General features: G+C 70.5%; 16 protein-coding genes and 1 tRNA gene. 3 read left to right on the forward strand and 14 right to left on the reverse strand.

The genetic code is table 11. The features are described from left to right. Positions 1-169: 169 nt before the first annotated feature. The 4 genes from QUY26_RS17430 to QUY26_RS17445 all read right to left on the reverse strand — a co-directional run bounded on the left by QUY26_RS17430 (position 170) and on the right by QUY26_RS17445 (position 4,129). The gene (locus tag QUY26_RS17430; protein WP_289947668.1) at positions 170-1,348 is read right to left on the reverse strand and encodes a hypothetical protein; all 1,179 of its coding nucleotides are present in this window, start codon (positions 1,346-1,348) and stop codon (positions 170-172) included. A gap of 273 nt (positions 1,349-1,621) precedes the next feature. Continuing rightward, positions 1,622-2,677, reverse strand: coding sequence for a hypothetical protein (locus QUY26_RS17435; protein WP_289947671.1), 1,056 nt, complete (start codon positions 2,675-2,677; stop codon positions 1,622-1,624). 9 nt (positions 2,678-2,686) lie between these two features. Then, positions 2,687-3,028: a helix-turn-helix domain-containing protein gene (locus QUY26_RS17440; protein WP_289947673.1), complete on the reverse strand. Its 342-nt coding sequence runs from the start codon at positions 3,026-3,028 to the stop codon at positions 2,687-2,689. Between the two features lie 9 nt (positions 3,029-3,037). Continuing rightward, entirely contained in the window at positions 3,038-4,129 is a 1,092-nt protein-coding gene (locus tag QUY26_RS17445; RefSeq protein ID WP_289947675.1) for a tyrosine-type recombinase/integrase, read from the reverse strand. 247 nt (positions 4,130-4,376) lie between these two features. On the opposite strand from QUY26_RS17445, the gene QUY26_RS17450 reads away from it, so the two are divergent. After that, the gene (locus QUY26_RS17450; RefSeq protein ID WP_436840350.1) at positions 4,377-4,580 is read left to right on the forward strand and encodes a hypothetical protein; all 204 of its coding nucleotides are present in this window, start codon (positions 4,377-4,379) and stop codon (positions 4,578-4,580) included. 176 nt (positions 4,581-4,756) lie between these two features. Here QUY26_RS17450 and QUY26_RS17455 read toward each other — a convergent pair whose 3' ends face one another. The 6 genes from QUY26_RS17455 to QUY26_RS17480 all read right to left on the reverse strand — a co-directional run bounded on the left by QUY26_RS17455 (position 4,757) and on the right by QUY26_RS17480 (position 11,134). Next, the gene (locus QUY26_RS17455) at positions 4,757-5,137 is read right to left on the reverse strand and encodes a hypothetical protein (RefSeq protein ID WP_289947677.1); all 381 of its coding nucleotides are present in this window, start codon (positions 5,135-5,137) and stop codon (positions 4,757-4,759) included. Positions 5,138-5,432: 295 nt separating this feature from the next. Continuing rightward, positions 5,433-7,175 (reverse strand): mobilization protein, encoded by a 1,743-nt coding sequence (locus QUY26_RS17460; protein ID WP_289947680.1) that lies wholly within the window; start codon positions 7,173-7,175, stop codon positions 5,433-5,435. Further along, positions 7,172-7,732: a MobC family plasmid mobilization relaxosome protein gene (locus tag QUY26_RS17465; protein WP_289947682.1), complete on the reverse strand. Its 561-nt coding sequence runs from the start codon at positions 7,730-7,732 to the stop codon at positions 7,172-7,174. Before QUY26_RS17465 ends, QUY26_RS17460 begins: the two co-directional genes overlap by 4 nt. A gap of 334 nt (positions 7,733-8,066) precedes the next feature. Further along, positions 8,067-8,939, reverse strand: a complete 873-nt coding sequence (locus QUY26_RS17470; protein WP_436840351.1) for a DUF2637 domain-containing protein — start codon at positions 8,937-8,939, stop codon at positions 8,067-8,069. Positions 8,940-9,362: 423 nt separating this feature from the next. After that, positions 9,363-10,673: a DUF3631 domain-containing protein gene (locus QUY26_RS17475; protein ID WP_289947685.1), complete on the reverse strand. Its 1,311-nt coding sequence runs from the start codon at positions 10,671-10,673 to the stop codon at positions 9,363-9,365. Positions 10,674-10,903: 230 nt separating this feature from the next. After that, a complete protein-coding gene (locus QUY26_RS17480) occupies positions 10,904-11,134 on the reverse strand; it encodes a hypothetical protein (RefSeq protein ID WP_289955795.1) in 231 nt (76 codons plus the stop codon). Positions 11,135-11,228: 94 nt separating this feature from the next. On the opposite strand from QUY26_RS17480, the gene QUY26_RS17485 reads away from it, so the two are divergent. Continuing rightward, positions 11,229-11,930, forward strand: a complete 702-nt coding sequence (locus tag QUY26_RS17485) for a helix-turn-helix domain-containing protein (protein ID WP_289947687.1) — start codon at positions 11,229-11,231, stop codon at positions 11,928-11,930. Beyond that, positions 11,927-13,570, forward strand: a complete 1,644-nt coding sequence (locus tag QUY26_RS17490) for a tyrosine-type recombinase/integrase (protein WP_289947689.1) — start codon at positions 11,927-11,929, stop codon at positions 13,568-13,570. The genes QUY26_RS17485 and QUY26_RS17490 overlap by 4 nt, the downstream gene beginning before the upstream one ends. Before the next feature lie 128 nt (positions 13,571-13,698). Here QUY26_RS17490 and QUY26_RS17495 read toward each other — a convergent pair. The 4 genes from QUY26_RS17495 to tmk form a co-directional block, all read right to left on the reverse strand. Further along, a tRNA-Thr gene (locus QUY26_RS17495) sits at positions 13,699-13,772 on the reverse strand. Between the two features lie 120 nt (positions 13,773-13,892). Beyond that, a complete protein-coding gene (locus tag QUY26_RS17500) occupies positions 13,893-15,470 on the reverse strand; it encodes an alpha/beta hydrolase (protein WP_289947690.1) in 1,578 nt (525 codons plus the stop codon). Positions 15,471-15,679: 209 nt separating this feature from the next. Then, positions 15,680-16,885, reverse strand: coding sequence for a DNA polymerase III subunit delta' (locus QUY26_RS17505; RefSeq protein ID WP_289947694.1), 1,206 nt, complete (start codon positions 16,883-16,885; stop codon positions 15,680-15,682). Between the two features lie 184 nt (positions 16,886-17,069). After that, positions 17,070-20,507, reverse strand: coding sequence for a dTMP kinase (gene tmk, locus QUY26_RS17510; RefSeq protein ID WP_289947696.1), 3,438 nt, complete (start codon positions 20,505-20,507; stop codon positions 17,070-17,072). Positions 20,508-20,563 lie beyond the last annotated feature (56 nt).

The following is a 20,563-nucleotide window of genomic DNA, read 5'->3' on the forward strand; positions in this document are numbered from 1 at the left end:
GTGGCGGAGAGGCGCACTCTGGCTAGGAATGCAACTGATCACAAGTCACATATGCATCACCACAGGTAGCTTGACTGGATTTGTTCATGCCGGATGCTAGTCGGCGCTCGCCATCCGGAACGACGCCGGAGTTATTGGTAAGCCCGGTTATTGGAACGTGCGGAGTGCCTCAGCGGTGGGTGAGTTCCGCCGCGTAGGCGGCTCCGTAGCCCTGGTTGTCTCGTTGCCACTGGTCTGCGGTGGTCTGGTGGAAGCCGAGCAGGCGGCTGATGACGTAGGCGGGCAGTTCCGCGGCGAGCTCGATCAAGGAGGAGCGACGGGCCACTCGGCAGCGGATCCCGAGGGCACTCAGGCGTGCGGCCAGGGAGTAGGGGGTCAGGGGCTGGCCTGGGTAGGCGCCGGGGAAGAGCCACGGGGCCTCGTTGAGTGGGACGGTGACCGCGCGGCCTTGGCGGCGGCGAACGAGCTGACGGACGAAGTCGTCGAGGGGCGGCGGCAGGATGACTGGCTCGCTGCCGAGCAGGAGGGTCACCGTATTGTCCCGGTCGGTGACCTGGTGGGTGGTGAGCTGGGTGATGCGGCTGGTGGGCTGGGCGAAGAGCAGCAGGAGGAGGCCGGCGGCCCGGTCGACGAGGTCCAGAGTGTCGTCGTGGATGAGGCGGCGGACCAGGTGCCAGCGGTGATCCTGCGCAAGGACGTCCTGTCCGAAGTCGGTGGTGTAGGCGGGTGCTTCCAGCTGGTGAGTGTGTCCGCGTCGGCTGGTCCAGAGCAGGAAGCTGCGGATAAGCGTCCTGTTGTGAGCGCCCTCGGCCAGCCAGGCATCGAGATGGTCCTGGGTGCACCCGCCCAGCGTGCTGTCCTGTTGGTGCAGCCACTGCACAAAGCGCACCGCATTCTTGATCTCGTGTCGGACTCCGATCGCCTGGCCGTAGGTGACCGGCCTGCTGGCAGATCGTCGGCGCAGACGACGCAGCGGCCCCCAAGTATCGTATGTCCGCAGGATCTTCCGCTCGTCGGGAGCCTCGACGCAGACGAGGATCTTCGACAGCCACTGCTCGAATTGGGCGAGCTGTTCGTCCCGGGGTGGCAGGGCGCCGCCGGCGACCAGGGCGGCGCGCAGGTGCTGCACGGTCACGGTGGGCTGGAGGCCATCCAGGGTGTCGTGGGTGATCGGTCTGCTTTGCTCGGCCAAGGTCGTGAGGATTGCGTGGCGGGCAGAGGCGGGACGCATCCACCGCAGCAGGGCATGGGGCCGGGCTCGCAGCAGCGCGGTGAAGACCGGCTCGGCTTCCGGCCGCATGCTGGGGCGGGACCCGGTCAGGACACCGCGCAGGTGCTCGCGGGCCACGCAGGCGGCGCACCGGCCGCGCCTGTACGGGCTGTCCACGGTGCCGCACTCGGTGCAGGGCCTACGGGCTGCGGGGTGTTTGCTCCAACAGTGGCGGCACAGTGGTTCACCGTCCGGACTGCGGCTGGCGACGCGGTGTGGCTTGCCGTAGCCTGAGCACGGCACCGGCTTCTGTCCGCAGTGTCCGCACAGCGGACGGCCGTCTACTGTGCGGGAGTTGACGCGCCGCACGGCGCCACAGGCGGCGCACGCTTCGCGCGGCTTCGCCTGCTCTCAACAAGGCTTGCACAGCGGCACCGGGCTCTTCGCGAAATGGCAGGGTGCCGTGCGGCTGCAGACCGAGCAGACGGCTGGTGGCAGCTGGCGGCATCTGCCGCATAGGGCCCCGTGCTCCGTTCGTTCCACCATGATCCGCACGGCGCCACATCCGGTGCACGCTCTGTGGTTGAAGGGGTCGGTGTGGATGCAGCTCCGGCACAGAGGCACGCCGTCGTGGGTTCGGCCGCCCACCGGCCGGGATTTGCCGCACCGGGCACACGTCTGGGGGCGGGATGCGTGCCAGCATTCGATGCAGCAGCGCATCCCTTCACCGGGCACCTCGAGCCGCACGGGCCGGTGGCAGATCGGGCAGGCGGGGACGGTGACGTCGACGGCTCCGCGATCAACGAGTGCCTGGGCCAGGGCTGCCGTCTTGGGCGGGCCCAGGGCGCCCTTTCCCTTCAGCAGATCGGGAATGTCTTCCAAGGCCCACAGCAGACGGCGCTGGCCGCTGCGGCGGCGCTCGGCCGAGAGGACCGCATCAAGGATCGCCGTGCGGTCGAGCCCGACGGGCAGGGCCTCGATCAGCGTGACGAGCGCCTCCAGCGGGTCCCGCCCGCCGTCGGGCGGATGGTAGCTGCAGCGTGGCTGGCCCTCGCGGTCGCGACTTGCGAAGTCCTTGATGCCGCAGATGGCACAGGGGTTGGCGTGGTTGAGTCGGCGGCGCTGACAGCGGGTGCAGATGCGCAGCCCGTCGCCCAGACCGGCTAAAGGGCGGTCCTTGTGGCAGTCCCCGCATCGCGGTAACTCCAGTCGTTCGGCGCCGTGCTCGCGCAAGGCACGGATCAGCCGCTCGATGGTCCGGGGCCCCTCGGGCCGGCCGGAGGTCAGCAGTTCGGGGTCGGCTTGCAGCACCCGTGCCAGGTCACGGCGCTGTGGCCGCTTGCCGATCGCCGCCACCAGCACCGTCTCCACCTCGCCCGCGTCGAGTCCGGGCTCGAGTCGCCGCACGGTCTCGACGATGACCGCTTCGGGCTCGGTGGCGTACCGCGGAAGTTCCCGACCGTCCATGGCAGTTCCCTACTCGCGTACGATCCGGGCCCGGCGCGGACGGAAGTCGCCGACCCCGGGATCATTGCCGGCGGGTCCATCGCCTCCCCCAGCCGCCGTTTTGCGGCGTCGCCCTGCGACGGGTACGGGTTCGATCAGTTCGTCCATCGCGCAGCCCAGAATGTCGAGCAGCGCCATCAGCGTCTTCAGGCTGAGGCGTTCGGGTCGTTCCACCACCAGGCGGTAGGTCTGGCTGGGCGACAGGTCGATGCCCCGCTCGGCCAGAAGGGGACGCAGATCGGTGGTGGAGAACATTCCACGGGTGGCCATCACCTCCCGCAGATGCCAGCGGTAATCCAGCTTCGCCGTCACGTCATCTCCCTACTGGCCGCCCGCAAGGGCCCGGTCCAAGACCGTGCGCATCATCGTATTCATGAAGTCTCCGCTGACCTCCGTGTAGATCGCGGTCGTGGAGGCATGGCGATGGCCCACCTGGCGTTGAACGAATGTCTCGTCCGCGCCGTCCTCGATCTGATGGGTTACATGACTATGCCGCAGGCAGTGCGGCACCAGGACCTTGTCCAGCCCCAGCGCATCACGGTAGTTGGCGAACCGCTCCTCGATCTCCCGGGCCTGTAGTCGGCCTCCCCGCTCGGTCAACCACAGCGCCTGACTCTCCCGGGAAGCGGCATACCGTGGGCGCACGTTGGTCACGTAGTCCTCGACCGCCTCGACGGCCCAGGGCATGACGCTGAGCACCATACGCCGACGCGGTGGCGAGCCCTTGGTGCGCTTGCCGTAGCGGACCTGCAGCGAGCCGAACCGGCCCAGTTCCGGCGCCTTCGGGCTGCGGTAGAAATCGGTGACGTCCAGACGGGAGGTCTCCGTGCACCGCAGCCCCCACCCGTAGATCGCCTTGAACACCGTCGCGTCGCGGTACGCCGCCAGGGCTCCCTTGCGGCCCAGCCGGATCGTCCGCTCCACCTGGTCGTCGGCGTGATCGAGGAAGAGCTGGATCTCCTCACGCGTCATCGGGCGCCGGTCTGCGTCGGCCTCGTAATCGACCAGGTGCGCGGCGGTGTTCCACTCGTGGCAGACCTGCACGGGATGAGTGCCGAAACGGGCCTCGCACTCCTGCGGCCACTGGTAGTGCGGCGAGGTGATGTAGTCGCAGAACAGGCGCACCGCCGTCTGATAGCTGCGGATCGTGGACTCGGCTCGCTTCAACTCCGCGATCAGGTACGTCGTCCACTCATCGACATCCCCCGCCGACCAGCACCACGGATAGGCATTGGCGAACGAACCGAAGGCCCGGACCACACGCTGCCGGTCCGAGATCGTCCTGGATTGGAGCCGACGCCCGCCACGCTGCTGACGCCCCCAGCCCTCCAACATCGCCTCAAACACGGCATCTTCGGGGTGCAGCAACGCGACGCCGTCAAGCAGAACCAGCCGAGCCGAAGCATCACTCATTCCAGTCCGCACCATGCGCACCCCCGCTATCGAGTGCTCGAATCATGCATCAAACGCAAGTGGCGGCGCAAAGGAACAGGTCAAGGTCTCTTGGGCAGCGGTAAGTTGGAGGGACCGACGCTGCACGTCACCAGGTCGCGACTCCGGAGATCATGCAGCAAATGCAATTGCCCGGGGTTGAAAGGTCTTCGACGCGATGCTCTCCTGCCCCGTCTACCAGGTGACGTCGGGCAGCACCGTCGTCGACATGGGCACCGAGAAGACGGCCGCGCCGGACCTCGGCGACGAGCAGTGGAGCCAGCTACTCACCTACTCCGCCGGGGGACAGCGCAGCATCGTAAAACAGACGGCGATCCGTACCGGCAACATCCTGGTGATCGTCTCCGGAAGCCCCGGTCTTGTCGACGCTCACTTGGCGAAGGCTTTCGACAAGGGACAGCACATGCGATGACCGACTGGATCGCGCCTGCCGCTGTACGGCCTTCCCTCAGGTCACGGGCCCACAGCAGCGCGGGCAGACGCTGACAGGCTACGGGCGTCGGCAGCAGGAAGGGGGCCGGCGGCCGGGAATCGTCCCGGCCGCCGGCCCCCTTCCTCATATCGGTATACGCGCGGTGTCGGCTTGTGTCAGAAGGCGTACGGAGTGAACGGACGGATGGGGTCTGCCACATCGGCGAGCAGCCGGTCGAGCTCGGCCCGGTCGTCCTTGGTCATTATCTTGACCGCCCCGCTGAGGGTCTTCCGCATGAGCCGGTCCATGAACGGAGCGAGGTAGCGGTGGAGTGTGTCGCGCGCTTCGCTCATCGTCCGCAGGTACTCCTGGTAGCGCGCGATCTGGGCGCGGGTCTCTTGGAGATCGGCGTGGGTGGCCGTGTCGACGATGGCCTGCTCCTCCTTGGTGAAGGGCCGTCCATCGAGGTAGGACCAGGTGTTGGTGTCCGAGCGACGCTTGAAGTCCGAGCTGCAAAGGAGGGCGACAACGTGGAAGCGGGGTTCGGTTTCGGGCATGCAGGTGCTCCATACAAGAGAGAGGTGGTTGGGCAACACCAACTGTCCGGAGAATCCCCGGTTTCGGTAACCGGGGATTCCCGGTTACCATCCGTCCCCGCTCCTGTCGGTCATCCCCTGCGGCAGATGCCACCGGCTGCAGCCCGGCCCTCACATCGACCTGCTCGCAGCCGCACTACGGGCCGTACGCCGCGAACGTGCGACGCCGCAGGAAACCGCCGCGTTGTGGGGCTTGCCCACGCACCTGGAGTCGGGCGGCCTGCCGTCGCAACAGGCCGCCCCTGCCCGTGCCATGTCACCGCCGCGGATGGCTGTCCCGTCCCGGAACAGGGGCTGGCGCGGCCGACCGGTGTGGGGGCGGCACCGTACCGCCGGACACTGACGCCCACGTGGCCGAGCTCTGTCGGGCCGCTTCGGCTCGGCGGTTGGGTACGGGGTTTCGGCTGGTGTGCTGGATGCGGGTGATCAGGACGCGGGCGGATTGGCGGGCGGTGCCCAGTTCGCGTTGCTCTGCGGCCTCCTTGAGGAGTTGGTGCGGCTTGTGGCCGCCGGCTTCGGCATCGGCGAGAAGCGCGGCGAGGGCGGGCCAGCTCCGGTCGGCGAGGATTCGCTCGGCGTGGTCGGGGACTGCGGTACGTACATCACTGGCCAGGGTCCGGCGGGCCTCTTCTCGCGGCTGGTGGTGTGCCAGTTCGGTGAGCGTGGGGGCCAGGGCGTGATCGGCTGCGGTCTGCAGGTGGTGGAGGGTTCGGCGGGCGGCGTCGGCCTGATGGGCGTGGTTCTTCGCCTCGTGCCACCGCTTGGCGAGGATCGTTGCCCAGACCAGGGCGGCGAGCAGGGCCGCGAGCGCGCTGCCGTCCGGGCCGGTGGCGGTGTGGACGATGTCGCGGGCTGCGATGCGAACCGCGTCGGCGGCTCGGTCTTCGGCACGGATTCGGGAACGCTGGGTGCGGGCGAACGCCCTTGATGCGGTTCGAAGTTCGACGCACAGGCCGTCGGGTGTGTGCTGTGCGGTGGCTTCGATCAGTTCGCCGAGCGCGGCTATGTGGGCCTGGGCCCGTGCGTCACTGCCGGACCCGTCGTCACCGGTGGCGTCGGTGAGCTCGGCGTGGAGGCTGTCGAGGGCGTCGGTGGCCTGGTGCCAGGGGGTGGCGGTCCGCGAGCGTCGGGCAGTGGGGTGCTCTTCTGCCGTGCTGGTCGCCAGGCGGGCCTGCAGCTTGGGCAGGCTGAGGTCGGGGGCGATCTTCCCGCCCGGCTTGTAGATCTGCTCGCCCTTCGCGTTCACGTCACCGGGGCGGCCGACGGCGTAGCCGAGCAGGTCTCCGGAAGGGCCGCGCCTTGGCTTGACCGCGAGGCCGTCCGCTTCGAGGTACGTGAGCAGTTCCTCGGCATCGGTGACGTGCGGGATGGCGGCGCGGATGCGGTCTTCGAGCCACTGTTGGCTGGTCTGTTCCCAGCCGAGGCGTGTCGCCTTGTGCATATCGGCCTGGGTCGGCCGACGGTTGGCGGTGCCGTCGCCCTTCTTCAACTGGCGGAGCCCGTAGTCCTTCTCGATCTTGCGGCACTCGTCGCCGACGCGGATTCCGTTGTTGTGGAGTTTGGGTCGGCGGCCGTCCTCGCGGACCGTGGTGGCGAGGATGTGCATGTGGTCGTCGGCGTGACGTACGGCGATCCAGCGACAGGCCAGGTCGTCGCCCTCCGGCGCGATGCCGGCCGCGTGCACGATGCGCCGGGCGATCTCACTCCACTCGACGTCGGAGAGGTAGCGGTCTTCGGGGGCGGCTCGGACGGGGCAGTGCCAGACGTGGTCGGTGACCGGTTGTCCGAACTCGCTGTTGCGCAGCCGTACAGGCTCGTCGAGGTAGCGGCCGAGTTCGGTGAGGGTGGCGTTCTCGTCGCGGCCGGGGTCGGGCATGGCGAGCATCGCGAAGCCGGCCACGATGTGCGGATCGAGGTGCTCGTCGTGCCGACCGGGTCCATAGAGGTAGGCGAGCAGACCGCGTGTCTTGGTCCCTGCGGGTTTGATAGCGGCGATCATGCGGCCAGGTCCTCTGTCGGGTCGGCGGGCTCGCGCAGGGCCTCGGCGATCAAAGTCAGCAGGTGGTCGAGTTCGTCGAGCCGCTGGCGTATGTCGGGTGGGGTGAGGTCGCTGTTGAGCGCTCGGGCGATCTGGTTGACGTTGACACCGATCCGGTTGAGCTGGCGCAACACCTGGGCGCGGAACATGTGGGTGCGACGGCGGTCCTCGGACAACGGCAGGTTCGCGGTGAAGCGGCCGTCCAGGAAGGCGAGGACGACGTCGGCGCAGAACCCGGACTCTCCTTTGTAACCGTGCTCGGCGGTGGTCTCCCGGAGGCGTGCACGCTCATCGGAGCGGAACTGCAAGGGGCCGACGCGTTCCGTGCGCTTGTCACCTGTGAAGCGGCGAATCGTGGGCTGCACGCTCTTAACGGTCGGCTCGCCGGCGACGGTCTCGATGACGGAGGCGGGGCGCAGAATGGCGCGTTGGACGGCGTGGCGCGTCTCCAGGTCGGGGCCGCCCTCGGCCCCGGCCTCCGGGTCCGGCGCCCCCTGGCGCGGGACCGTCTCCGCCACCCCCGGGGCGGAGATCCCCGAAGACCGGCCTTGAGTCGGACTCGGGGTACTACTGGCTCCGCCAGGGGCAGCCCGTCCGAACGCGCGACGCCAACGCTCCTTCAGCGTAGGGGATTTCGTCAGGGGCAGCGGCTCGCCGGGGGTGTTGTCGGGGTGGTGGGGATCGTGCGTCATGCGTGGTGCTCCGGAAGGGCTGGCTGGACGGACGGATACACGGGACCGGTGCGCTGGATGGGGCGGTCACCAGCCTGTCCACAGGTGTGGACAGGCGGGCGGGAAGTGGGGGTGATGGCCGGGTGACCGGAAGGGTTCCGGTCACCCGGCCAGGTTGCGGTCAGCGCTTGGAAACCTCGATCCCGGCGGCTTCGAGTTCCGGCCGCAGCAGATCCATCACCTCGGTCTGGCGCTCGCTGCCGATCGTCAGGTCACGGTCCTTCACAGCCTCCCGGAGCAGGCCCCGAGTGAGCTTGCCGTGCTGATGACCGGTGGCGCGGCCGATGTCGGCCAGCTCCGCGATGGTCGCCTTCGGCGGACGGCCACCGCTCGACTTGGTCGCAGTCTCTGCGGATGGCGGTATCGTCCGCGCATCCGGAGAGCCGAGCAGTTGACCGGTGGAGGCATCGGATGCAGCGGCTGCCGCAGGGCCATGGGCGGATGCGGTGACCGGTGGTTCCGGCACATGTACGGAACCGGCGTCCGGGTCGTCGGCAGGATGCGCGACGAGCTGGTGGATCTGCCGCATGAGCACACCGAAGGCCACCATCGCGGCGGCTGGTGGAACCGCGGCGACCACGTAGTCGAAGACGGGGACTGTGCTGGCGTTGTCGGTGCCGCTGACACCGGCGACGTTCAACGCGATGGAGCCGACCGATCCGATGGCGGTCACGGCGATGGCCCACCCGTCGGTGACGCGGCGCAGGCTCGCGCGGAGCATGAGCAACTCGCCCGCGACAATGAAGGCGTCCAGGGTGGCAGGCCAGGCCCAGCGGCGGATCGGGGAGTTGCCGAGGCCGTGCTGTCCGGCGACGTCGGCCAGATGCGCGTAGGAGAGCCAGAACGCGCCGCCGGTCAGGGCGACGATGACGACGCCCGCCATGGTGAGCGCGTACCGCTCGGCATCGTGCTTCGTCATCGCCGAGCGCTCGGTGCCCGGCTGGTCGTCGGGCGGCCGGTGGTGCGGTGCATGAGGCAGGGGAAGGGTTGTCAAGCGGGGAACTCCCTGGGGTTTCGGTGTGAGTGCGTCTTTGCCGTCTTGCCGTTGCAAGCCCAGGTCAGAGCGGGTACGGCAGCGGCCTCGGGGATCCGTCTTGGCACGTACCGCCGGCGTCTTGGGCCTGCCGCGAGCGGACTCAGGACGCTCGTCTCGCCTGAGCCCACAGGCAGGTTGGCCGGGTCCCGAGTCGGGACGGTGCCGTTGCGTCTCCCGTCTTGCGGGGCAGGGCTGTGACCTGTGGTGATACGGCAGGACGGCGGGAGACGGCACAAGACGGATAACGGGCACCGTCTTGGTGGCGGGGATGCGATTGATGATCGCGCTGCCGTCTTGCCCCTGATTGCCGTCTTGGGCGCATACCGTGTGACCTGCGAGATCACGGCAGGGACGGCAAGTACGGCAACCAGGGGCCGGGGCTCAGCCCTCGCTCGGGGCGGGATCGGCGTCGACGGGGTGGACCGTGGGGCAATAGCGGCGCCAGGCGTCGAGGAACTTGTTGCGCATGTAGCCCTTGCGCTGCGTCCGGTCAGCCATCCGCACGTTGCCGGAGGCGATACCGAACTCGCGCAGCATCCGACCCAGTTCTCGGGCGGTCAGGCCACCGCGCCCCCACTCGGCCCACGGGGCCTCCACGTCCTGACGCAGGTGATGGAGAAGTTCCTCGGTGGCCAGACTGTCGACCTCGCGCTGGGCGGCGAAGATCCGACGGATGTCGGCGAGGATCCGCGCCCCGCTGGGGTGCTCCTCCTCGGCCGCCACCTCAGCGGCGACCATCCGCGCACACGCCTCCCGTGCCAGACGTGGCCAGTACCCTCCTGCCAGCTCGGCGACGATGATCAGAGGCTCCCAGGTGTCGGCGGCGCGGTCCTCGACCGGCATCTCCGGCTCCAGGTCCGCGGCCTCGTCCAACAGGGGCCTGGCCCACGCGTGGATGCGGTCGCGCAGCTCGTGCAGGGCCGGGATGTCGCGGCGCGAACGGAAGGGTTTGACCTTCTCGCCCTCGGCCCGGCGCCGCATGCGGATCACCACCGCGCGGTCCATGACCGTGTCGGGCAGGTCGCCGATGCCCGCGATGGCGGCCATGGCGAATGTGGCGAAGCGGTGTGGGGTGTGGTCGTTGCCGACGACCCGGGTCACGTACCGGCCGCGCTGGTGACCGGCGTTGAGCAGGCCGCGCATCTCCTCGTTCTTCTCCGCCATCTTCGGACTGCCGAAGATAGTGTCCGCCTCGTCCACCAAGAGCGTGGGCGGATCGTCGGCGTCGACGGACCGGAAGATCGCCGCCGGTGTGGTGTTGATGGTCAGCATCGGTTCGTAGACCGTCTCAGTCAGTATGTCGAGCAGCCGAGACTTGCCGCACCGCTTCGCCGGCCCTACCACCGCCAGGCGCGGAGCGTGCTGCCACGCCGCCTGCAGATGCGTCGCCACCACCCACAACGTGACCGCGTCCAGCGCCTGCGGCGATGGCAGGATCACGAACCGGGCTATCTGCACACGTAGTTCGTCCAACAGCTTCGATCCGGTCGTAGGCGCTGCGTCCGGTATCTCCACCTCCTCGCTGGGCACCTCCGTGTCGGTGCCACGGACAGGCACGTCGCCGTCCTGGTCCAGTTCGCCATCGTCGGCCTGCGTGGCGCGCAGGTGGGCTCCGGGCTTGCCGGGGATGGCCGTTGCGGGCCAGCTCGCCGGAGCGCAAGTGGAATAGGAGTCGGGGTTCTCGGGTTGCACCGGGCAGCTCCTGTGGCGGTTGCGGGCTCGCATGCCCTGGCCGCCGGGTCGGTTCACATGGGACTGGTGGGGAGTCATCGGGCCTCCGGCGTCGCATCGCCGGAGGCTCTCCCCCATCTCGCGGTCGCTCAGGTACCGAGAGGGACCACGGACAGTACGTCCACGTCTGTCCACAGTCCAGCGTTTCTGTGTCAGCTCAGCGCAGAAGCGTCTGCTACGCACACGTCCCCTCATGCGGCCAGGCCCAGCAGGGCCAGCAGGTCTGCGGTCACCACCCGGTAGGCGTTGCCCAGCCGCAGCACCTTGCACGGGTACTGGCCGCGCTTCGCCAGCTCGTACCCCTTGCTCCGCCCGAGCCCCAACGCCCGATTACCTGTCTCCAGGTCAACGGCGGCGGGCAGGGTCAACAGCTCCTCGCGGCTCATGCCCTTCACGTGGCCGACGGCTTCGTTCTCGCGCATACGCGCTCCATCCATGACTGAGCCCTCGGCGAACGTGACGATCACGCCCGGCTCCAGGCCACCAAATCAAGGATGAAGAAGTTAATGTGTCCTCATGACACAATACGATTTCGATGCTGGATACGAGGACGAAGACGAGGACGACATCCCCGAGTGGGCCGACCACGTCATGGCCACCGTGGCCGCCGAGGTCCGACGCCGACGGAAGGAGCTGCGTATGAGCGCCCAGGACCTCGCCGACCGCTGCGAGGAAATCGGCCATCCGATCCCCCGCAACGTGATTGCCAATATGGAATCCGGCCGTCGCGCCAACCTCCCCCTGGTCGATGTCATGGTCCTGGCCAGGGCACTGCGCACGAACCCGATCTGCCTCATCTACCCGATCGGTTACGCCGCCGAGGTCCAGCGGCTCCCGTACGAACAGCGAATCGCTCCGTGGGAGGCCATGGTCTGGTTCATCGCCCAGGACAGCGGCTCCCTGGCCGACCGCGACATGCTCCGCTACCAGCGCGAGCACATCGAGGCCCTCAGCGAGGCGCGCTCCGCGATGGCCAGCGAGAGCTACGCGCAGTACGCCGTCGAGCAGGCGACCAGCGCCACAGAACGGGCGGAGGCCCTGCGCGACCAGGCCACCTGCCTGGAGCGCATCGACAAGGCCAAGCAACGCCTGCGCGTCGCCCGCTCCTTCATCCGCCGCGAGCGCGGCCTCCTCCCCTACCTGCCCCCCGAACTCGCCGACGTCGACCCACCCGAACCCGGCAGCAACACCAACACCACCAAGGAGAACGATCTTTGAAGGGCTCCACCTACCGCCGCTGCTCCTGCCGCGACCCGAAGACCGGCAAGGAACTCGGCACGTCCTGCCCCAAGCGCAACAGCAGGAACCACTGCACCTACTCCATACGCCAGGAGCTGCCGCCCCGCGAGGACGGCAGCCGCAGGTCGTTCGCCCGAGGTGGCTACGACAGCCGCAAGGCCGCCCAAGCCGACCTCGACCACGTCCGCGCCCTCCTGGGCCTGGCCGAGTCGGACGATCCCGAGGGCACGGAACTGATCGCCGCCATGCTGGCGGAGGTCGGCCGCGAGCGGACGCCCCTGCCGGACGTAGAGGAGACCCGTAGGCGCCTCAACGCCGGCCAGGACCTCATCGGCAGCCTGACTGTGGCCGAATGGCTCGACCGGTGGCTGGCGGGGAAGCGCATACGCAAGTCCGGCATCAGCCGCTACGAGACCGACATCCGCGTGCACTTGAAGCCGCGCATCGGGCACCGGCGCCTCGACCGGCTGCGCGTCAGCCACCTCAGCGAGATGTTCACGGACATCCGCGACGCCAACGCGGCGATCCTGGAGCAGAACGCCCAACGACGAGCAGCAATCGACGAATTGGCAACCGTGCTGTGGAAGGGCGTAGGCAACCGCGCCCGCCGCAAGGCGATGAAGGCCGCGATCGACGAGATGCCACCCTTCCGCCGCATCACCGGCCCTGCGACGCGCCAGCACGTCAAGGCGACCCTCCGCGCGGCCCTGAATGACGCGATCGGTCAGCAGATCATCACGTTCAATCCGGCGGCCCACGTCGAGATCGACCCCGTACGCAAACCGAAGGCGCTCGTGTGGACGGACGAGCGGATCGCCAAGTGGGAGCAGACGGGCGAGAAGCCGTCGCCCGTAATGGTCTGGACACCGAAACAGACCGGCGCCTTCCTCGACTTCGTAGCCCAGGACCGGCTGTACGCCATGTGGCACCTGATCGCCTTCCGTGGCCTGCGCCGTGGCGAGGCGTGCGGACAGCCGTGGTCGGAGACGAACCTCGACACCCACTCCCTCACCGTCTCCGCCCAACTCGTGCAGGACGGCTGGGAGATCGAGGCATCCGACCCCAAAACGGACAGCGGGTACCGCGTGGTGGCGCTCGACGACGACACCGTCAACGTCCTGAAGCACCACCGCGAGCGCCAGGACGAAGCCCGCGCAGAGTGGGGCTCGGCCTGGGTCGAGACCGGCCACGTCTTCACCCAGGAAGACGGCTCCTGGCTCCACCCCGGCAAGGTGACCGACCTCTTCGAGCGGCTCGTCGCAGCCTCCGGCCTCCCGCCGATCCGGCTCCACGACCTCCGCCACGGCGCGGCCACCCTCATGCTCGCCGCCGGCATCGACATCAAGATCGTGTCGGACACCCTCGGCCACAGTGACACCCGCATCACGCGGGACATTTACCAGAGCGTCCTGCCCCAAGTCGGCAAGAACGCCGCCGAGGCGACGGCCAAGCTGGTCCCGCTTCAGCGCAAGGCCGAGGCGGAGAAGGCGGCCCGCAAGGCGGCGAAGAAGGCGAAGGCCAAGAAGCCCCGCAAGGGCGACAGCAGCAAGCCGAAGGACAGGGCGAAAGCCCAGGCCAAGGCCAAGAAGAAGGCCAAGCGCCGGAAGCCCGAGAAGTAGGTCGCCGAGCGGCTCCGCTCACGCATCGCTCACGCAAGCCATCTCACGGCACCCCGGCCGTGTGACGCGCCATGCCCCGAACAAGACAAAACCCCAGGTCAGCGGCTATCTGACCTGGGGTTTATCGGAGCCGCCTTCGGGATTCGAACCCGAGACCTACGCATTACGAGTGCGTTGCTCTGGCCATCTGAGCTAAGGCGGCGCGCGTCCCGCACCTATGGTGCGATCAGCAACGACGCCAAGTCTACACAGTTTCCGAGGGTGCTCCGCACACCCCTGCGAAGCGGCGGTCGGGAGGGTGGTGCGGGGCGCTGAGCTGGGGTTATGTGCAGCGCTTGTCCTTCTGGGGGGCACGGCCCGCCAGGAGGTAGGTGTTGATCGTGTCGTCGACGCAGCGGCTGCCGCGGCCGTACGCGGTGTGGCCGTCGCCCTCGTAGGTGAGGAGGCGGGCCGAGGTGAGCTGGGAGGCGAGGGCCTTCGCCCAGCGGTAGGGGGTGGCGGGGTCGCGGGTGGTGCCGACGACGATGATCGGGTCGGCGCCCTCGGCCTCGATGCGCTGCGGCTTGCCCGTGGCCTTCGTGGGCCAGTACGTGCAGTTCAGGGCCGACCAGGCCAGGCCCTCGCCGAAGACCGGGGAGGCCTTCTCGAAGTCGGGGAGCGCCTTGCGCACGTCCTCGGGCGAGCTGAAGGACGGCGGCAGGTCGAGGCAGTTCACGGCGGTGTTGGCGTACATGAGGTTGGAGTACGAGCCGTCGCCGTCGCGCTCGTAGTAGCTGTCGGAGAGCGCGAGGAGCATCGAGCCGTCCTTGTCCTTCATGGCCGCGGCGAGCGCGTCGCGCAGCTGTGGCCAGGACGCCTCGTCGTACATCGCCGCGATCACGCCGGTCGTGGCCAGTGCCTCGCCGAGCTTGCGGCCGGCGGCCGGGCCGGGGTCGCCCGCGGGGAGCGGCGCCCGGTCCAGGTGCGTGAAGAAGCCCTTCAGTCGCTTGCCCGCGTCGGCGGCGTTCTTCCTGCCGAGGGGGCAGTCCGGCTGCCGCACGCAGTCCTTCGCGAACGACTGGAACGCCGTCTCGAAGCCCGCCGTCTGGTCGCGGTTCATCCGGCGCGCGGGCAGCGAGGGGTCCATGGCGCCGTCGAGGACGAGGCGGCCGACGCGGTCGGGGAAGAGGCCCGCGTACGTCGCCCCGAGGAACGTCCCGTACGAGGCGCCCACGTACGTCAGCTTCTTGTCGCCGAGCACCGCGCGCAGGATGTCCATGTCCCGGGCCGCCTCCACGGTGGATACGTGCCCGAGCAGCTTCCCCGAGCGCTTCTTGCAGCCCGCCGCGAACTTCTTGTACGCCGTGGCGAGCAGGTCGGTCTCACGCCGGTCGTCGGGCGTGGTGTCCGTCTGCGTGTACGCGCTCATCTGGCGGTCGTCCAGGCAGGTCACAGGCTCGCTGCGGGCGACGCCCCGCGGGTCGACCGCCACCATGTCGTACCGGGCGCGGACCTTCTCCGGATAGCCGAGGGCCGCGTAGGACTGGAGGTATCCGACGGCCGAGCCGCCCGGGCCGCCCGGGTTCACCAGGAGCGAGCCGAGGCGGCCGCCCTTGCCCGCCGCTCCCCCCGTCGCCCGCTTGCGCGACACCGCCAGCTTCACGTCGCCCGCGTCCGGCTTGTCGTAGTCCAGGGGCGCCTTCATCGTCGCGCACTGGAATCCGGGCGCCCCGCAGTCGCGCCAGCGCAGCTTCTGGGCGTAGTACGACGCGAGCTCCTTCGGCGTGGCGCGGGGCAGCTCGTCCATGACCACGTCGGTCGACGAACTCGCCGACGAGCAGCCGGAGATGAGCAGACCGGCGGCCAGGAAGGCCAGGCAGCCGCGGCGGAGGTGGCGGGCTCGGGGTGGGGAGGTTTCCATCTCGCGAGACTAACTCTATGGAGTTGTCAGATCACTTTGAGCACTCGTTTGGGTGATGCGGTCAACTGGGCTGTTGCTGTCGCGCCGCGCTGTTGCTGTCGCAGCTTGCTGCTGCTGTTGCGTCTCGCTGCTGCTGTCACAGCTTGCTGCTGCTGTCGCGTCGCGCGCTCGGTGTGGCGTCGCGGCCTCGCCCCGCGCGCAGCGGCTGCTCAGCCCGCCCGCAGTGCCACCGTCATCGCCTCCACCGCGAGCAGCGGCGCCACGTTCCGGTCGAGTGCCGTGCGGCACGCGCCGATCGCCTCTATGCGGCGCAGCGTCGACTCGGGCGAGGTGTCCCGGGCCATGCGCTCCAGCATGTCCTGCACCTCGGTGTTGGCGAGCGGGACGCGGGAGCCCAACTGGAGGGCCAGGACGTCTCGGTAGACCCCGGTGAGGTCGATGAGGGCGAGGTCGAGGCTGTCGCGCTGCGTGCGGGTCCTGCGGCGCTTCTGCTTGTCCTCGAGCTCCTTCATCGCGCCCGCCGTGCCGCGCGGCATCCTGCCGCCCTGGGCCGCGCCGAGCGCCGCCTTCATGTCCTCGGTCTCCTTGACGTCGACGTCCTCGGCGACCTGCTTGGCCTCCTCCGCCGCCGTGTCGATCAGCTCCTGCGCGGCCTTGAGGCAGCCGCCGATCTCCCCGACGCGCAGTGGCAGCTTGAGCACGGCGGCCCTGCGCTCCCGCGCGCGCTCGTCGGTCGCCAGGCGGCGGGCGCGGCCGATGTGTCCCTGGGTGGCGCGGGCGGCGGCCGCTGCGGCGGTCGGGTCGATGCCGTCGCGGCGGACCAGCATGTCGGCGACGGCGGCCACCGAGGGCGTACGCAGGGTCAGGTGGCGGCAGCGGGAGCGGATCGTGGGCAGCACGTCCTCCTGCGAGGGGGCGCAGAGGAGCCAGACCGTGCGGGGGGCCGGTTCCTCCACTGCCTTCAGGAGGACGTTGCCCGCGCCCTCGGTGAGGCGGTCCGCGTCCTCCAGGACGATGACCTGCCAGCGGCCCCCCGCCGGGGAGAGCTGGGCGCGGCGGACCAGCTCGCGGGTCTCCTTGACGCCGATCGACAGCAGGTCGGTGCGGACGACCTCCACGTCGGCGTGCGTACCGATCAGGCTCGTGTGGCAACCGTCGCAGAAGCCGCAGCCGGGCTCCCCGCCCAGCGCGCGGTCGGGGCTCACGCACTGCAGGGCGGCGGCGAAGGCACGGGCGGCGTCGGCCCGGCCGGATCCGGGCGGGCCCGTGAACAGCCAGGCGTGCGTCATCTTCGACGACTCGGGCGGCGGGGTGTCGGCCGCGACGGCGGTGACCAGCGCGTCGGCGTCACGGGCGGCGGCGCCGAGCTGCCCGCTCACCTTCTCCTGGCCCACCAGGTCGTCCCATACCGGCATGGGTCACCGCCTCCGCCCTACCGACGCACACGATCCCTCGGCGTACGTCCCATTTCGCACTGTCGGACTCATTGTGGGGCACCCCACTGACACAGCCGGAGAAGGGGCGGGACTGGGGCGCCCCGCGAGGGCCCGGCCCCGGACCGCCCGAACGCCCAGCGTCTCAGCACCTCACCTCAGCACCTCAGCGCCTCCGCCGCCGCCCCTCGTCCACATCGTCGTCCTCATGCGACCCGAGCAGCTCGTCCGCCAGCGACGGCAGGTCGTCCAGCGGTGTCTCCTCCGCCCAGTCGGGGCGCGGCCGCTGCCGCGGCGTACCGTCCTCGTCGACCTGAGGCAGCTCCCGCGTCCGGTCGTCGGGGCCTTGCAGCGCCTCGCCCGACCGGTCCGCACCGGACGGGCCGGACCGGTCGCCTCCGGGTCGCTCGTCGCGGAAGTAGCCCGGCGGCACCTTGTCCGCCACGGTCTCCGCGCGTCCGCCCCGCGCGGCGGGCTCCCCGCCCACCGCCGGGAGGACCGCCGTCTCGTCGGCCGCCCCCGGCACGTTCGCCTTGGGCAGCTCGGCGGTCACGTCGGACTCGCCCCCGCCGGACCGGCCCGCGCCGTGCCCCGTACCCGCGGCCCCGGCCTCCGGGACCTGCGGCAGCACAGCGGTCTCGTCAGCGGCCCGCGGAACCTGCGGCAGGACGGTCGTCTCGTCGGCGGCACCCGGGACCTGCGGCTTCACCACAGGCGTGGGAACGGTCGTCTCGTCGGCGGCACCCGGGACCTGCGGCTTCACCACAGGCGTGGGTACGGTCGTCTCGTTGTCGGGTGTCTCGACGGGGGAACCGGGCGAACCGGGCGCCTTGCCGACCGGGCCGGAGGACCTGCCCGCAGAGTCAGCCGAGTCGGCGGACCTGACCGCAGGACCGGACGACTTCTGAGCCGACTTGTCGAGCGAAGCCTTCCCCGAACCCGCGGACCCGGCGCCCCGCGCGGACCCCGCAGCCCCGACGCCCTCGCCGGACTCCGCCGCGCCCGCGGCCGCCTCCGCCAGCAGCCGGGCCTCCTCAGCCCGGCGCAGTGCCTCCTCAGCCCGGCGCTGCTTCTCCAGGCGGCGGGCCTCGGCCTCGGCGTGCAGCCGGGCCTGTTCCTCGGCCGCGCGGCGGCGCCGTTCCTCCTCGGCGGCGCGGGCCTGCTCCTCGGCCTCGCGCCGGGCCTCCTCGGCGAGGACCCGGGCGCGCTCCTCCTCGGCCTTGCGGCGGGCCTCCTCGGCGCGCAGCCGGGCCTCCTCGGCCTGGCGCTCGGCCTCGCGGCGCTGGGCCTCCTCCAGCTCGCGGCGCTTGCGCTCTTCCTCCTCCGCGCGGAGCTTGGCGAGCTGTTCCTGGCGCTCGCGCTCCAGGCGCTCCTCCTCGGCCTTGCGGGCGGCCTCCTCCTCGGCGCGCCGCCGCGCCTCCTCCTCGGCCTTGCGGCGGGCCTCTTCCTGGGCCTTCACCTCGGCTTCGGAGAGGGGCAGTACGAGATCGAGGCGGTGCCGGATCACGGTGGTGACGGCCTCCGGCTCCTGGGCCGCGTCGACGACCAGGTACCGGCCCGGGTCGGCGGCGGCCAGGGTGAGGAATCCGGAGCGCACGCGCGCGTGGAACTCGGCGGGCTCGGACTCCAGCCGGTCCGGGGCCTCCGTGAAGCGCTCGCGGGCCGCCTCGGGGGCCACGTCGAGCAGGACGGTGAGGTGCGGCACCAGGCCGCCGGTGGCCCACCGGTTGATGCGGGCGACCTCGGTCGGCGACAGGTCGCGGCCTGCGCCCTGGTAGGCCACGGACGAGTCGATGTACCGGTCGGAGATCACCACGGCCCCGCGCGCGAGGGCGGGTCGTACGACGGTGTCGACGTGCTCCGCGCGGTCGGCGGCGTACAGCAGCGCCTCCGCGCGGTGGGAGAGTCCGGCCGACGACACGTCCAGCAGGATCGACCGCAGCCGCTTGCCGACGGGCGTGGCGCCCGGCTCGCGCGTGACGACGACTTCGTGGCCCTTGGCGCGGATCCACTCGGCGAGCGCCTCGGCCTGCGTGGACTTGCCCGCGCCGTCGCCGCCCTCCAGGGCGATGAAGAACCCGGAGGCGGCGGGCGCCTGCACCGGGTCGTCGCCGCCGCGCAGCGCGTCCCGCAGGTCGTGGCGGAGCGGCACGCCCTGCCGGTCGTCGGCCTTGGCGAGGACCAGCGCGGCCACGGGCAGCAGCAGCGCGCCGACCAGCATCAGCGTGAAGGAGGCGCCGCCGTGGTCGAAGACGAACTTGCCGTTGACCATCCGGTGCGGCCCGATGACGGCCGCGAGCAGCGGCGCCACGAGCGCGGCGAGCGCCACGAAGAGGCGCACGACGGCCTGGAGGTGCTCGGTGGTGCGCGCCCTGCGGTAGTCCTCGACCTCCTGGTCGAGGAGCGCGTGCCCGAGGTTCGCCGCGATGCCCGCGGCGAGGCCGGCGAGCGCCAGGATCAGCAGGACCGTCGTCACGTCGGGGACGAGTCCGGCGGCGAGCAGCGCGACTCCGGTGACGGTGATCGCGAGCGCCAGCAGACGGCGGCGCGACAGCGACGGCAGCAGCGCGGGCGCGGTGCGGATGCCCGCGACCGTGCCGCCGGTCAGCGCGAAGACGAACAGGCCGTACGTGACGGGCCCGCCCTGGAGGTCCTTGGCGTGCAGCACGGCGACCGCGACGGCCGCGGCGACGGCCCCGGCGACGGCGGTGCAGGCGGCCACGAGGAGCGGGATCGCGCCGGTGCGGCCCTTGTCGGTGCCGCTGCCCGTGCGCGGCCTGCGCAGGCCCTCCAGAGGGCTGCGGGCGCGGGGCGTGTGCGTACCGGGCAGCTGGATGGCGTACACGATCGACAGGGACGCGGCGAACAGTCCGGCCGCGAGGAACGAGCCGAGGCCCGCCTGGTGCTGCTCGAACCAGTCGACTCCGGCGCCGAGCAGGATGCCGAGGAGGCTGACGGCGACGAGCGCGACGGCCGCGAGCGGCAGCGCCACGAAGCCCGTACGCAGCGACAGGCGCCGCAGGGCGTCCATGTGGTCGGGCAGGGGGCGCACGGTGGCGCCCTCCAGGGGCGGCCCCGGGAGGAGCGCGGGCGCGGCGCTCTCGCGGGCGACCGTCCAGAAGCGTTCGGCGACACCGGCCACGAAGGCGGTGACGAGCAGCATCGCGAGCGCGTTGGCCGGCGTCCAGTCGATCCACAGGGGCGCGCAGATCAGCAGCGCGGCCCGGACGCCGTCGGCGCCGACCATGGTCCAGCGGCGGTCGAGCGGGCCGTCCGGCGACGTGAGGGACGTCAGCGGGCCGAGCAGGACCGCTCCGAAGAGGAGGGTCGCGAGAACGCGTGCTCCGAAGACGGCGGTCACCGCGATGGCGACGCCTCTGTAGCCGTCGCCGAACGCCCCCTCGGCGACAGCCGCTTGGAGGGCGAGCATGACCAGGACGAGCAGCGCGAGCGCGTCACCGACGCTGCCGACGAGGTGCGCGCTCCACAACCGCTTCAGCTGCGGTACGCGCAGCAGGGCGCGCACCGCGCGCTCGCGGGAGTCCGCGAGCAGGGCGTCATCGGGGGCCGTGGTCATGGCGGGTGGCTGTTCGGCACGCGTCATCCGTCCAGCCTATCTGGACGCCGAGCCTCCTCGCGGGGCCCGCCCGAACACACGGA

Origin of the sequence: Streptomyces flavofungini, from assembly GCF_030388665.1 — a bacterium.
Taxonomy (GTDB): Bacteria; Actinomycetota; Actinomycetes; order Streptomycetales; family Streptomycetaceae; genus Streptomyces; species Streptomyces flavofungini_A.

Excerpts from the sequence above, each read along its gene's own strand:
- QUY26_RS17435 (WP_289947671.1), bottom strand. The coding sequence starts at position 2,677 with ATGGACGGTCGGGAACTTCCGCGGTACGCCACCGAGCCCGAAGCGGTC.
- QUY26_RS17445 (WP_289947675.1), bottom strand. The coding sequence starts at position 4,129 with ATGAGTGATGCTTCGGCTCGGCTGGTTCTGCTTGACGGCGTCGCGTTG.
- QUY26_RS17500 (WP_289947690.1), bottom strand. The coding sequence starts at position 15,470 with ATGGAAACCTCCCCACCCCGAGCCCGCCACCTCCGCCGCGGCTGCCTG.
- QUY26_RS17450 (WP_436840350.1), top strand. The coding sequence starts at position 4,377 with ATGGGCACCGAGAAGACGGCCGCGCCGGACCTCGGCGACGAGCAGTGG.
- QUY26_RS17485 (WP_289947687.1), top strand. The coding sequence starts at position 11,229 with ATGACACAATACGATTTCGATGCTGGATACGAGGACGAAGACGAGGAC.
- QUY26_RS17455 (WP_289947677.1), bottom strand. The coding sequence starts at position 5,137 with ATGCCCGAAACCGAACCCCGCTTCCACGTTGTCGCCCTCCTTTGCAGC.
- QUY26_RS17460 (WP_289947680.1), bottom strand. The coding sequence starts at position 7,175 with ATGATCGCCGCTATCAAACCCGCAGGGACCAAGACACGCGGTCTGCTC.
- tmk (WP_289947696.1), bottom strand. The coding sequence starts at position 20,507 with ATGACGCGTGCCGAACAGCCACCCGCCATGACCACGGCCCCCGATGAC.
- QUY26_RS17480 (WP_289955795.1), bottom strand. The coding sequence starts at position 11,134 with ATGCGCGAGAACGAAGCCGTCGGCCACGTGAAGGGCATGAGCCGCGAG.
- QUY26_RS17505 (WP_289947694.1), bottom strand. The coding sequence starts at position 16,885 with ATGCCGGTATGGGACGACCTGGTGGGCCAGGAGAAGGTGAGCGGGCAG.